This window comes from Chryseobacterium sp. ERMR1:04 (assembly GCF_001297705.1).
GTDB lineage: Bacteria > Bacteroidota > Bacteroidia > Flavobacteriales > Weeksellaceae > Chryseobacterium.
The window spans coordinates 484492-498125 of the sequence record NZ_LIRF01000005.1 but is presented as its reverse complement, the minus strand read 5'-3'; the positions used below and the strand labels follow the sequence as shown (position 1 = coordinate 498125).

Sequence of the window (13634 nt, the reverse complement as noted above, 5' to 3'; positions counted from 1 at the left end):
TCAATTATTCTGTTGTGAAAGGAGATGCAGGTAAACTGTTTTTATTTTTCAGATTTCCTTCCGGATTGTCTGCCCAAGCGTATCGAACGGCAATTGGATCTTTAACTTCATCATTCCAGACGATGATTTTGCTGCCTTCTATTTTTGCTTGTGCCCATTTGAAAATCCCTTCTTTTCCTTTAATTGCAAAACCTTTTAATTCTGAAACCTTAGAAAAGTCATCTGTTCCCTTTTTGAATGAAAGAATGATTTTATTTCCATCAATTTTCATGGATTCATAAACAGGACCGTCTGCGATGATATTGCTGTCAAAAAGTGTTTTCTGAGCTTGCAATGATAATCTTTTTCCTACCTCTTTTTTGTTTAAAGGATGGATGTCATTCCATTCGCCAATATCAATGGTAACGGCAAGTCCGGTCTTTGGAATCGTTTGGGAAACTTTTCTTTGCTGTTCTCTTAATTCTGCCCAATTGCTTTCTGTAGATTCAGGTTTTGCTTCCATAAAATTGGCTAATTGAACAATGAAAAAAGGTAGATTTTTCTGACTCCATTTGTTTCGCCAATCTAAAATCATGGTAGATAATAAATCCTGATATTCCTGAGGTTTCGCTGTATTGCTCTCGCCTTGGTACCATAAAACTGCTTTTATCGGATATTGAATTAATGGATTCAACATTGCATTGTATAATCCCGTTGGTTTCCATCTGATGAAGGTTTGTCCCGGAGCCGGTCGGTTCATGATGGCTCCGATTTTATATTTCCACTCTCCTTTTACATCAATTTTTTCAGTTCCTATTTGTAAAAAATAATCTTTGTCTTTTATAAATTCTCCTTTCCCGCTTCCATTAGTGATTCTTACCGTGATGATGTTTTTGCCTTCCTTTAAAACTCCCGCAGGAATATCATACCAGCGTGGAGGATATTCATAGGTAACATTTCCTACTTTCTTCCCATTAATATAGGTAACATCTGCATCTTTAATTCTTCCTAAATTCAGAAATGCGGTGTTTTTTTCAGCTCCTGTTGGAAGGAATATTTCTTTTCTAAACCAAATACTTCCATCAAACGGTTTTTCTATCTCTTCCCAAGAACCCGGGACATTCATTTTTTTCCATTCGGAATCATTGAATTCTGGTTTTTCCCAATGATTAGAGATTCCTGCATCCGATTGATCTAATTCTGCAGACCAAGCATCACCCAAAGCTCTTTCAGAAGATTCGGTTTGAGAAATCAATTCATCATTTCTCCATTTTTGAGCTTCCGCAAGATATTCAGGATATTTTTTCAAAGAAGATTCATCCATCCAAGACTGAATGGGAGAACCGCCCAAACTTGAATTAATAATTCCCACCGGAATTTTATTATACTGATACATCTCTTTCGCAAAAAAATAGGCAACCGCAGAAAAATTCTGAATGCTTTGAGGATTGGTTTCTTCCCAAGTTCCACCGTCTAAATTATTCTGAGCAATTTTAAAATCACACTTTTGAGGAACTGTAAAAAAGCGAATATTGCTATTATTAGCGTTCGTTAATTCTTCAGGATACAACGTTTTTACCCTACGCATCGGAAGTTCCATATTAGACTGGCCGGAGCAGAGATATACATCCCCAATTAGAATATTTTTCAATGTAACTTCATTGATAGTCATGGTAAAAGGGCCGCCAGATTTCATTTCAGGAAGCATGATTTTCCAGTTACCTGAATTATCTGCAATGGTATTGTATTTTTTATGTTGAAAATTAATTTCCACTTTTTCTCCTGAATCCGCCTGCCCCCAAATCTTCAGTTTTTGGTCACGCTGTAAAATCATTCCGTCTGAAACTAAAGTTGGAAGTTTGATTTTAGCCTCTACAACACAAAAAGTGATGAGGAAAAATAAGATGTTGAAAAGTTTAATTTTATTCATTTTAATACGTTTTGGCTAAAGCCTTAATGAATATTTATTTTTTTGTAAACGTGCCCATTTAATAGGATTTTATCCTATTCTTTGTTAAATCGTCCCTTTGGGACTCTTTATTGATATTCGTATAATTTTACATGAAGAATTTGGAAATCATCAACACCAATACGGACGTGTCTTCCTTGGTGTGTCTGATCACCGTTTAATCTTCTTATCGGAATGAATTTTCCGTTTTCATCAATACTGATTTCATCTACAGGACCAATTCCCACTCTGGAAGTTCCTGACCAAATATGTTGAGCCTGATTTTTTCCACCCTGCGTTGCAAAACCGTCTTCCCCTAAATCTTTAGCCTGAATTTCTTTTTTCTCGTTCTGTTTCTCAAATTCTACAACCATTCCGCTTCCTGCGATGATGTATTCATCTTTTGCCAGTCTCAAAATTAATCCACCTCCTTCCGGCCAAATGCTTCCATCTTTTGCCCGAGCATCCCAAGGAAGACTAAAGAAATGTTTTGCCGTAATTTTTAAGTCATCATAATTAATTATGCGCTCTGTATTTTTTTGATCGAAAAGCAAACCTTTTGATTGAGATTGCCCTTGAAATTTTGTCAGAATTGGCATCAACTGTTTTAATTTTGAATAGGCTTCAGAAAGTCTCTTACTTCCTGCTTCAGAATTATTTTCAATCGAAAACGGACTATACCCAATCGCATCATGTTCCCCAAAAGCATAAAATGCCTGTACTCCATTATTTTGAGTCATTTTGATCTCCGGAACAAATAATGGATTGTTATGAAGCCTGTATTTTGCAGACCAACTCGTAAAATCTCCGTCATATAAATCTGGTGAAAGCATATCTACACTCGGTGCTCCGGCATGCCAAATATCAATTAGATGAGCCAATGGTCCACCTGCAGGATATTCTCCAGGAAGTCTGTTTCTGCTGTTCATGGCAGCATTTACATACAACGGAATATTGTGAATGGAACGAGCTGTTTTCGCTAACTTTTCTACATATTGGGCATAAGAATAAGCGGTAAACAATTCATCTGTATATACATCATTACCGAAGATTTCCTGCCAGTTTCCTTTGGTTTTAAAACCTTGCTTCTCCCATTTTTCAAGCAACGAAGGATGAAGTTGTTTTTTATTTTTAGTTAAAAATTTCATCAACGTTTCTGGAACTTGTTTGTTGAAGGCTGCATTCGCTTCTTTAGAATAATCTCGAGCGCCCTCTAACATTCCTATTTCGTTTTCAACCTGAACCATGATGACCGTTCCCTGAGTTTTATCAATGGCAGCAATATGTTTCATTAATTCAGAGAAAACATTGTTGTCTGCTTTCAAAACATTTTCAGAGAATGAACTTGCAATCTCCATCGGCTTTCCTGCTTTTGAATAGGCTCTCGGATATTTTTTATCATCTTTTTTAAACCAAAGCGGAGCATAACAGCTCATTGAATTTTTATAAGAGCCAAACCATAAGAAAACAACCTTTAGGTTATTTTTCCTTGCCTGATCAACCGTTTTATCAATTAAACTAAAATCAAATTTTCCTTCTTCCTGCTCAATCATATCCCAATACGCAGGAACCAACACTGTGTTCAGTCCCATTTGTTGAAGTTTTGGGAAATATGTTTCAATATCCTGAACCGAAGAAGCAGAAGAATTTCCCAATTCGCCACCTAGAATTAGAAATGGCTTTTGGCCTACTATAAGCTGAGTGGCCGTCCCTTTTTTCTGTAAATGAGGAATGGTTTCCTGCGCCTTTGCAAAGAGCGAAAGAGCGATACCAGAAAGGATCAAAAATTTATTTACATTCATAATAGGGATAATTTGATTTTTTAATGAAAACTGATAACGTTCTACAGAAAAACAGATGATATTTTATCTACCGCTTCAACTTTCATCGCTAAATATCTTTTTCAATATTTCTAAAAATAAAAGAAAGAATTTATATACAAAAGGAATTTTAATGAATAGAAGTTTTAAATACTTTATTTGAACAATAAAAATTTAATGATACCGCAAGAAAAGAGATTGACTTATCATAAAAAATAAGATTATCAAATCAGTTGAAAATTAAGCGATTTCCCGCCCTATAAAGTCTGGTAAAAAGAATACCGATATTGTACAGAAGATGTCATAAAATACAAAAAGGACCTTATCATATTTTTAACAATAACCATCTTGCATTTTCATTCAAGAATACAAAAAATACAAACGATAAACTTTAACACAATTTTAACATTAAATTAATAACAATACCAATCATTTATTGCTTGTAATTTGATATTATTTAACAATAATAGCTCCCAAAAAACCAATTAATCATCCGAAATTTACTATTATCTTAAATTCATTAACGAAAAATATAGAATTTAAAGTTTCTTTAAACAAAAAGAGGACCTCAAAATGAAGTCCTCTTTATAAAATTATGGTATTAAAAATCAATTATAAGCTTATTGTACTTGATATGTTCTGTTATGAAACAGTTCCTTTTATGCTCTTATTTTACTGAAAACTTATAAATGGTTTTACTTTGATATTTCTCTCCGGGAATAAGCGTTACAGAAGGGAAATGTGGTTGATTTGGAGCGTCGGGAAAATGCTGAGTTTCCAGACACAATCCTGTTCTTCGCTCATTTTTACCGCCTGTTTTTGTTTCGTATTTTCCATCCAGAAAATTTCCGCAATACAACTGAACCCCGGGCTGGTCTGTTAACACTTCCATCATTCTTCCCGTTTCTGCATGATATACTTCTGCTATTGATCTCAACCCTTTTCCATTCGGTACCCAACAATGATCATATCCACTCCCAAATTTCAATTGTTCATCATCAATTTCGATGTCTTTTCCTATTAATTTTGGAATTCTGAAATCAAACGGCGTTCCTTCTACGTTTTTCAATTCACCTGTGGGAATCATGGTATGATCAGTAGGAATAAAATAATCGGCATTCAATTGAAGTTCATGCCGTGTAATTAATTCCGTGAAATCGCCTGAAAGGTTAAAATAAGAATGTTGCGAAAGATTGACAATGGTTGGTTTATCGGTTGTTGCTTCATAGGAAATTTCCAATGCATCGTCATCGGTCAAGGTGCATAATACGTTGACTTTCAATTCTCCCGGATATCCTTCTTCGCCGTCTTTACTTGTGTATGAAAGCTTAAGTGTTTGAGTAGTTGGGGCCGCTTCTATTTCCCATATCTTATTTGAAAAACCCTCATTTCCACCATGAAGATGATTCGGTGAATTATTGGTTTCAAGATTGTAGGTTTTACCTTCAATACTAAATTTTCCACCTGCTATTCTGTTGGCAAACCTTCCGACAATTGCTCCTAAAAAATAAGAATTTCCTGTAAAATAATCTTCAGGCTTAGTAAAACCCAACACAACATCTTTGTATTGACCGTTTCTATCCGGCGCTGTTAAGGAGGTAATGATGCCTCCATAATTGATCACCTCCAACTGCATTCCGTTTTTATTGGTGACTGTAAATTTTTTGACAGCGTTTCCTTCCGGTGTTACTCCATATTCTGAAACCTCAATATTTTTCATATTTTTTTGAACAATTCTGGTTATTTTTTTTCCTTTCACCATTAAAAATAATGAAAATAAAAAAACAATCATCAATTAATTAAATTTAATCCTACTTTCCGGAGCTCCTAAATAAGAAGATTTCAAGCCTCCCGTATCAATCAGAATTTTTTCAAGAACAATTCCCGGCTCTAAAACACGGAATCGCAAGCTATGTTTTCCTGCTTTTATTATCGTATGTTTAGTCGTAGATTTTATAATATGCTCTGATTGCCATTGTCCCAGTTCACCTCGATAATGTCCGTTAAAATTAACAATCTGAGGCTTTTCGCCATCAAAAGAGATCTCATAAGGTAAGCCTTTATTGTTATTGAAATTTAAAGTTGGGGCCAATAATAACTGTACTTCAAAAATCCCGATTGATGTAAAATCTATATCATATTCAAGATAGATATTTTCATTTTCTGTGGGATAAGCATTTTGAGGAAATGTGGTAATTCCGGACTGTGTTTTTCCAAAATCGGGAATTATTTTCCATTGAATTCTATCTGAATTATTTTGTTTTGAAAAGTTCGCAGCTTCTATGGAGATATATCCATCTTTTTCTTGGAATATTTTCTCTGATTTTTTATTTTCTGAAATATAAACGACTTCAGGCATTGTATTCTGATCCGGCTGATTCCAGCCCGTGTATCCTATTCTCGGCTGATCCATCATATGTTGCCATTTTCCTCCAGCAATTTCTTGGTTGTATTTATTCTGGAGAAAAGTATCATACTCGAATTTTTGCTTGACCTGGTCTGCATATTCATTCGCTTTACCATCATTTCTAGCTGCCAACTCTTTATTTTTTGCCACATCAAAATACATTTCATACAAATTACTGCAGGCATCAATTGGGTAAAGGACCAATTGAAAATAAGCATCTTTATACTCTTTTGGAATTTCATTATACAACCTATTGGCATCCAACGCTAATTTTCGATACTCATTCACAACCGTTTCAAATTCATTATAATTTTCAAGGCTGTATGTTTCAGAATTTAGCGTTTCAGGGGTTACACGACGGTTGTATTTTGCATATAGATTGATCATTCTTGCGATTTCTTTGGAATGCTTTTCTCCAAACTGCTGTGAAGCCCATTTTTCGGTATATTCTAAAAGATTATCGGCATTAAACTGTTTCGGATTCCAGGCCATATCCATGAAAAAGCTCATTGGAAATTCCATTGGTTTTAAATCGCCTACATTCACAATCCAAACTTTATCAACCTTGTGTTCATAGGTCAAATTCATCTGTTCCCAAACCCTTTGAATCGGACTGATATTAATCCACTTTGAATTTCTCGGCCCACCCACATAATCAAAATGATAATACATTCCGTAACCGCCTTTATGTAAAGGTTTCGACAAGTTCGGAAGCTTGCGGACATTCCCCCAATTGTCATCACAAAACAGCAAAATTACATCATCCGGAACCCGCATTCCCTGATCATAATATTCCTGAACTTCTTTATACAAAGCCCAAACCTGAGGCGTTTTTTCAGCTTTCTTACCTGTCACTTTTTCTATAATCTTTCGCTGATCTTTTACAATTTTTTCAAGAAGAGAAATATTTGTCGCTTCTCCCATCGCTTCATCGCCATCACCACGCATTCCCACCGTGACCAATTTCTCCCAGTTTTTACTTCGTTCCATTCCTGACTTCCAAAACTGTTGAAGGACTTCTGAATTTTTAGTATAATCCCAAATATTCGGAACATTATTTTTTTTGACATATCGGTGCCAATCGGTTTGTGCCAACGCCATGGGTTCATGATGAGAAGTTCCCATAATAATTCCCATTTCATCGGCTAAAGGTCCGCTCAAAGGATCATCGTCATAGAAAGCCTTTCCCCACATCGCAGGCCATATATAATTGCCTTTTAACCGAAGAATAAGTTCAAAAACCTTTTCATAAAATCTAGCATTAACGCCACCAAAAGTTACTCTTGCCCAACTTCCCAACGAAGGCTCTTCATCGTTGAGGAAAATCCCACGATATTCCACCGCAGGTTCGTTATCTGTATAAATTCCTTTTTTGAAATAGATATTTTCTTTTTGTTTCACAGGAACATCTGCCCAATAATACCAAGGTGAGATGCCGATTTGCTTTGAAAGCTCATAAATTCCGTAAATTGTTCCGCGTTTATCGCTTCCTGCAATCACAATGGCTTCAGAAACTCCATTGAAAGGGTTTTCTATATTTTGAATAATAAATTTTTCATGTTTTCCTTTTAATTCATTTCCATTGATTTTTTTCTGTTTGATCAATTCATCAATTATCGAATGGGTCCCCACAGTTCCAATAATGATTAACGGAGATTGAGGAGCAGAAATTTGGTTTAAAAGATTAGGGAAATCACCTGTTACTTTTTGAAAATCAGACTGAAGATTATGTATTGCCCTCAGAACTCCTTTATCGATTCCTCTATCTGAATAGAATGAAAGTTGTACCGATTTATCCTTAATAACAATAGCGTCAAAACTTTTTTCCGTGGTAATAAATGGTTGTGTAGATTTCACCTTATTTCCAAAGAACAAAACGAAAACTATTAATAGTATTGATTTTGATAATCCTTTCATAATAATTGATTTATAAATAGCTAAAAATTAAGGTTGAATATCATTGGCTGAAGTTGAATACAAACCAATTAAACTGCCTGTAAAACCTCCAGCAACATCTGTTGACAGAATATCTCCAGAAACCGCTCCTCCAACATTCATAAAATTATTTCCTTCCAAAGAATAATTAAATTGATAATCATCCCCTTGCGCAACTACCTGAAGCTTTATATTTTTATTAAGTAAAATTTTTTCGCTTTTGAGAAGTACCGAATTTCCTTTTTCTGTTCTTTCCAACACCAAATAAAAATCTTTGCCTTTTTTAGTCAATCCGAAAACATAATTGAATTTTTCATTTTGATAGCAGCTCATTCCAGCCAGCTCTTTTTCAGATTTTGGTTTAAAATCTAAGTTCACTGTTGCTTCAAAAGAAGCATGTTGCTGTCTGTGAAATAAAGCTGAAACAGGAGCTTTGTCTTTAATATTGGTTGTAAAAGGATTTATTTTTACTCCATTTTTAGTCACATTGACAAAGTTTTCTTTTGGGCCTCGCATTGCAATCCATCGGTTATCCAATGTATTGTTTAAATGATCAGAAAAAGTAAAATTTCCATTGGGGAAAAATCCATTTTTTCCGGTTTGGTTACTCACTCCATTTGGCATTTTTATTACGGGTTTCATCGGAACCAATCCGTTTTCGAAAACAGGATATGTTCCGCTCCAATCTACGGGAAGGATAAAAGTTTCACGACCTGTATTTACTCTGTTTTTTTCGTTAGGCCGAATTGCTAAAAACACCCCGTAATACTTTCCGTCTGGCGTTTCTACCAAGTCTGCATGGCCTGCCCAATCTACTTTATCTTTTCTGTCTTTTGGAAAATACCGTTGCGTCAGAATCGGATTATTGGAAGCGGGAATAAACGGACCTTTCGGGCTATCGCTCATAAAAATTACTTCGCTGTGATTCCCTCCTGTTCCGCCTTCTGCGCACATCAGATAATATTTTCCATTCTTTTTATAGAGGTGTGGACCTTCGATCCAAATCGGTTTTTGCGCGATATCTACTCCACCATTCACAATAATTTTATCACTTCCAGCAACCACCTGATCTTTTTCTAGATCATAATCCCACATCTTGATTACACGATGGCCGCTGTATTGTTCTGTTCCTGTTGGCGGAGCGTCATTATGAATGATATACGCTTTTCCATCATCATCAAAGAAAATAGATGGATCAATTCCATCAAAATTCAGTTTTTGAACTTCGCTCCAACCTTTTGCAGGATCTTTTGTTTTAACGATCATATTTCCAATTCCGCTGGCAATCTGAGTCGTAACCATGTAAAAAGTGTCGTTGTATTTATTATACTTGATATCGGGAGCATAGATTCCTTCCGAAACCCCTGCTGTTTCTACTTTTAATTGAGAAGGCCTATCTAAGACATGACCTATCTGTTTCCAATTTACCAAATCACTAGAATGAAAAATAGGAACTCCCGGAAACATCGAGAAAGAAGAATTGACCAGATAATAATCATTCCCTTTTCTCGTAATACTCGGGTCAGGATAGCAACCCTGCAGAATGGGAGAATAAAATTCATTCGTTCTAAGAGGGTTTTCTGTGTATATTTTATCGTTTCCTTTGTACACAAAATCAGAGAAAACCTGTGCGGAAATATTTCCCAAAGAAGATAAAATAACAGCAGCAAGCCCTATTTTATTTTTTACAAAAAATGGATTTTTCATTCTATTTTTCATGGTTTTAGTTTATTTAATTTGAGTATGAAGAGAGGGTTTTCTGTTGATCAACTTAATCACCAACCAAGCTCCGATATAAGAAATACCAGCGATAAAAAATATGATATTATACCCTCCGTTGATATTTCCTGATTTTTTAAAAGTATCTAAAATAATTCCTATAAAAAGAGGAAAAATAATTCCAGCAACGGAACCCAACATTCCGCCAAAACCAATAACAGAACTTACATATTTATTGGGTAATGTATCGCCCACTGTGGTCATTAAATTAGCACCCCAACCTTGATGAGCAGCAGTTGCAAAGGCTATAATAATGGTGATCACCCACATATTATCCACATATTTTGAAAACATCACAGGAACCACCATCAAAGCAAAAAGTAACATGGTAAAATTTCTGGCTTTATTGATATTCCAACCTTTTTTTATCAACCAGGAAGATAAATACCCGCCTCCGATACTACCAATTGTTGTTCCACTGTAAATAATGATTAACGGAATTGAAGGTTTGGTAAGATCCATTTTAAAAACATCTGCAAAATAGGCAGGAAGCCAAAACATAAAGAAATACCAAATGGGATCTGTCATGATTTTACCTATCGCAAATGACCATGTTACTTTATATTTAAGCAACTCGGAAAGAGAAACTTTCGAATCTTCTTCAGGCTGAATATCCTGATCACTTTTTATATATTGATATTCTTCTTGAGTAAGGTTTTTTGATTTTTCGGGGGTATTGTAAAATTTCCACCAGAGGATAATCCAAAATAAACCTGCCGCTCCTATAACCACAAAAGTTTGCTGCCATCCGTAATGTCCGAGAATGAAAGGAACTAAAATCGGCGCTAGAATTGCTCCTACCGTAGCTCCCGAATTGAAAACGCCTGTTGCCAAAGCCCTCTCCTTTTTCGGAAACCATTCTGCCACCGATTTTATAGCGGCTGGAAAATTTCCGGCTTCGCTTAATCCCAATGACATTCTTGCGATAATAAAACCGAATGTACTTTTTACAAAACCATGACCAATAGAAGCTAAACTCCAAACAATCAAAGAAACTGCGTATCCAATCTTTGTTCCAACCTTATCGATGAGTCTACCCATCGCAAGGTATCCAAAAGCATAGGTTGCCGTAAAAGCCATTACGATATAGCTATAATCTTTTTCTGTCCAGTGAAATTGGGCTTCCAAAGTGGGTTTTAGCAATCCCATTACCTGCCGATCCAGATAATTGATCGTGGTGGCGAGAAAAACTAATGATAGCATCCACCATCTTAGATTTTTATTTTTAGGAATTTGCATAATTTATATTTTATTTTTCATGATTTACTTTCTGAGTTCTTTTGTCTTGAAACAAAATGAACCAAAAGTTCAAGACTGGGATCTTCCGCTAAAAATTGAAATTCACTCCTAAAATTCCCAAAACTCGTGCGGATTTAACATTTGTTCTTCGTTAGAATTTTCATCCCGCACTCAAACAATGGGAATTTTTTAACGGATTAAATTTAAATTTTATTAACGCTACAGCTCCCTAGGTCACCATTGTGAACAGCAAGGTCAAGTCACACTAATAATAAATGACCTTGCTGAGTAACTGTATAAATAATTGTGATTAATTTAAACTCCACTGAATGCGCTGAAACCTCCATCAATAGGTAATAAAGCACCAGTGATGAAACTTGCAGCATCTGAACAAAGGAACTGTACCGCTCCGTTCAGTTCTTCTGCATCACCGAAACGCCCCATTGGTGTTTTCGCGATGACTTTCTTGCTTCGATCGGTTAAGGATCCGTCTGGGTTTAATAAGATTGATCGGTTTTGATCGCCTATAAAAAATCCTGGAGCAATCGCATTAACACGAATTTTATCACCAAATTTCAATGCTACATCTGACGCCAACCATTGGGTAAAATTGGTAATTGCCGACTTTGCTGCAGAATATCCTGCTACTCTCGTGATCGCAGAATACGCCGCCATTGAAGAAATGTTCACAATACTTCCACTTCCCTGTTCTGCCATTACTTTTCCGAAAACATAACTTGGATAGACGGTTCCATTGATATTGAGATTAGTTACCTCGTTCCATCCATCCAAGTTCTGATCGAAAAACGACTGATCGGGAGAAAGTGTTGCTGTAGGAATATTTCCACCTGCAATATTGAGCAGAATATCTATTTTTCCATATTTTTCAAGGATTTTTTTTGATGCCAATTCAAGGCTTTCGATATTCATCACATTGGCTTCAACAGAAAAAGCGTCACCGCCATGTTCTGTTAATTCTTTTACACGAATGTCCAACGTCTCCTGATTTCTTCCCAACGCCACTACTTTTACACCCGCTTTTATAAAACTTTTGGCAAGCGTTCCTCCCAAAACTCCTGAGGCTCCTGTGATAACGGCTACTTTATCTTTTATGCTGAATATTTCGTTCATTGCTTGTTGGTTTTTTAATCTTTTGATTGATTTGATAGGATTGTATCCTATCCTTTGTTAAGTCGTCCTTTTGGGACTTCTTAGTTTGATTTTATTTCGGTTTTTACGGCTGCCATTACGCCTTCGATTTGTCCGAGAGCGAGCATTCTTCCTAAAAATGAATATCCGGGATTGTAGCTTTTATCAATATCATCCGTTAATAATCGACCGTGATCGATACGCATGGGTAAGGTTGGATTTTCCTTTTCAAATATTCTAATGACCTCGATAATTTTTCCTCTGCCTTCCAAATGATGCGCCTCGATAAAATCTCCGTTTTCAAAAACATTGGTGCTTCTGAGATGAACAAATTTTGTACGGGAAGCATATTTCTGTGCCAATTTCGGAACATCATTTTGCAATCCTGCACTTAGAGAACCTGTGCAGAAAGTCAGTCCGTTATGGGGATTATCGACTGCATTTAAAAACCAATCAATATCTTCTTCACAAGTCACGATTCTTGGTAACCCTAATAAAGAAAACGGTGGATCATCGGGATGTACGCACATTTGGATATTCCATTTTTCGCAGACAGGCATTATTTTTTCGAGGAAATATTTCATGTTTTGACGAAGCTGATCTTTGTCGATTCCGTCATATAAAGCCAATAAACTTTTAAAAATACCCACCGGATTTTGATCGCCTTCTTTGATATTTCCGTTAACGAAACCTTGTGTTTTAACAATAATTGAATCAATTAAATCATTCTTTTCGTGTTCTGTGATGGTCTTTTTTAATTCTTCAACCTTGATAAGAATTTCAGGCGTATAGTCTTTTTCAGCACCTTCTCTTTCCAAAATATGAATTTCAAAATAAGCAAATTTGGCTTTATCAAAATAGAGAGACGATGAACCGTCTTCCCATTCATGATAAAGATCTGTACGTGCCCAATCCAGGACCGGCATAAAGTTGTAGCAAACCGTTGTAACGCCTGCTTTGCCTAAATTTTCTAAACTTTTGATATAGTTGTCTATGAGCTGATCTCTGTCTTGCCCTCCGTATTTGATGGATTCGCTTACGGGAAGACTTTCTACCACAGACCAACGAAGTCCGAAACTTTCAATATAATTTTTATATTCATTAATGGCTTCCAAAGACCAAACTTCTCCGTTAGAAATATTGTGAAGAGCCGAAACGATGCCCTGAACACCAATCTGACGGAGCATATTTAATTTAATCTTGTCTTTTTCACCAAACCAACGCCATGTTTTTTCCATAATTCTTGATTTTCTGCTTTTAATTTTTTCTATTTAAAATTCGTGAGTACTTTCTAAAAGCCTTGTCAAGGCTCCTGTTCACCTGAAACAGCTCAGATAAGGACGAATACGTGTACTCTTTGAACCCTTTGGAAATAATG

At 35.9% G+C, this 13634-nt stretch carries 8 protein-coding genes; all 8 read right to left on the bottom strand.

The window, feature by feature from the left end; translation table 11 throughout:
• Positions 1-4: 4 nt before the first annotated feature.
• On the bottom strand, positions 5-1909 hold the full coding sequence (locus tag AMQ68_RS12575; RefSeq protein ID WP_054510974.1) for a sialate O-acetylesterase: 1905 nt from the start codon (positions 1907-1909) through the stop codon (positions 5-7).
• A 107-nt stretch (positions 1910-2016) separates the two neighbouring features.
• Positions 2017-3729, bottom strand: coding sequence for a DUF5597 domain-containing protein (locus AMQ68_RS12570; RefSeq protein ID WP_054510973.1), 1713 nt, complete (start codon positions 3727-3729; stop codon positions 2017-2019).
• Positions 3730-4414: 685 nt separating this feature from the next.
• Complete coding sequence (locus AMQ68_RS12565; RefSeq protein ID WP_123905691.1) at positions 4415-5467, bottom strand: aldose epimerase family protein; 1053 nt, start codon at positions 5465-5467, stop codon at positions 4415-4417.
• A gap of 75 nt (positions 5468-5542) precedes the next feature.
• Positions 5543-8071, bottom strand: coding sequence for a glycosyl hydrolase 115 family protein (locus AMQ68_RS12560; protein WP_054510972.1), 2529 nt, complete (start codon positions 8069-8071; stop codon positions 5543-5545).
• Between the two features lie 27 nt (positions 8072-8098).
• Positions 8099-9808, bottom strand: coding sequence for a glycoside hydrolase family 43 protein (locus tag AMQ68_RS12555; protein WP_054510971.1), 1710 nt, complete (start codon positions 9806-9808; stop codon positions 8099-8101).
• A 9-nt stretch (positions 9809-9817) separates the two neighbouring features.
• Positions 9818-11107 (bottom strand): MFS transporter, encoded by a 1290-nt coding sequence (locus AMQ68_RS12550; RefSeq protein WP_054510970.1) that lies wholly within the window; start codon positions 11105-11107, stop codon positions 9818-9820.
• 315 nt (positions 11108-11422) lie between these two features.
• The gene (locus AMQ68_RS12545) at positions 11423-12238 is read right to left on the bottom strand and encodes an SDR family oxidoreductase (protein ID WP_054510969.1); all 816 of its coding nucleotides are present in this window, start codon (positions 12236-12238) and stop codon (positions 11423-11425) included.
• Between the two features lie 80 nt (positions 12239-12318).
• The gene (uxuA, locus tag AMQ68_RS12540) at positions 12319-13494 is read right to left on the bottom strand and encodes a mannonate dehydratase (protein WP_054510968.1); all 1176 of its coding nucleotides are present in this window, start codon (positions 13492-13494) and stop codon (positions 12319-12321) included.
• Positions 13495-13634: the final 140 nt, after the last annotated feature.

Bases quoted from the DNA above. Each gene is read 5' to 3' on its own strand.
- AMQ68_RS12575 (WP_054510974.1), bottom strand. From the start codon at position 1,909: ATGAATAAAATTAAACTTTTCAACATCTTATTTTTCCTCATCACTTTT.
- AMQ68_RS12570 (WP_054510973.1), bottom strand. From the start codon at position 3,729: ATGAATGTAAATAAATTTTTGATCCTTTCTGGTATCGCTCTTTCGCTC.
- AMQ68_RS12565 (WP_123905691.1), bottom strand. From the start codon at position 5,467: ATGAAAAATATTGAGGTTTCAGAATATGGAGTAACACCGGAAGGAAAC.
- AMQ68_RS12560 (WP_054510972.1), bottom strand. From the start codon at position 8,071: ATGAAAGGATTATCAAAATCAATACTATTAATAGTTTTCGTTTTGTTC.
- AMQ68_RS12555 (WP_054510971.1), bottom strand. From the start codon at position 9,808: ATGAAAAATAGAATGAAAAATCCATTTTTTGTAAAAAATAAAATAGGG.
- AMQ68_RS12550 (WP_054510970.1), bottom strand. From the start codon at position 11,107: ATGCAAATTCCTAAAAATAAAAATCTAAGATGGTGGATGCTATCATTA.
- AMQ68_RS12545 (WP_054510969.1), bottom strand. From the start codon at position 12,238: ATGAACGAAATATTCAGCATAAAAGATAAAGTAGCCGTTATCACAGGA.
- uxuA (WP_054510968.1), bottom strand. From the start codon at position 13,494: ATGGAAAAAACATGGCGTTGGTTTGGTGAAAAAGACAAGATTAAATTA.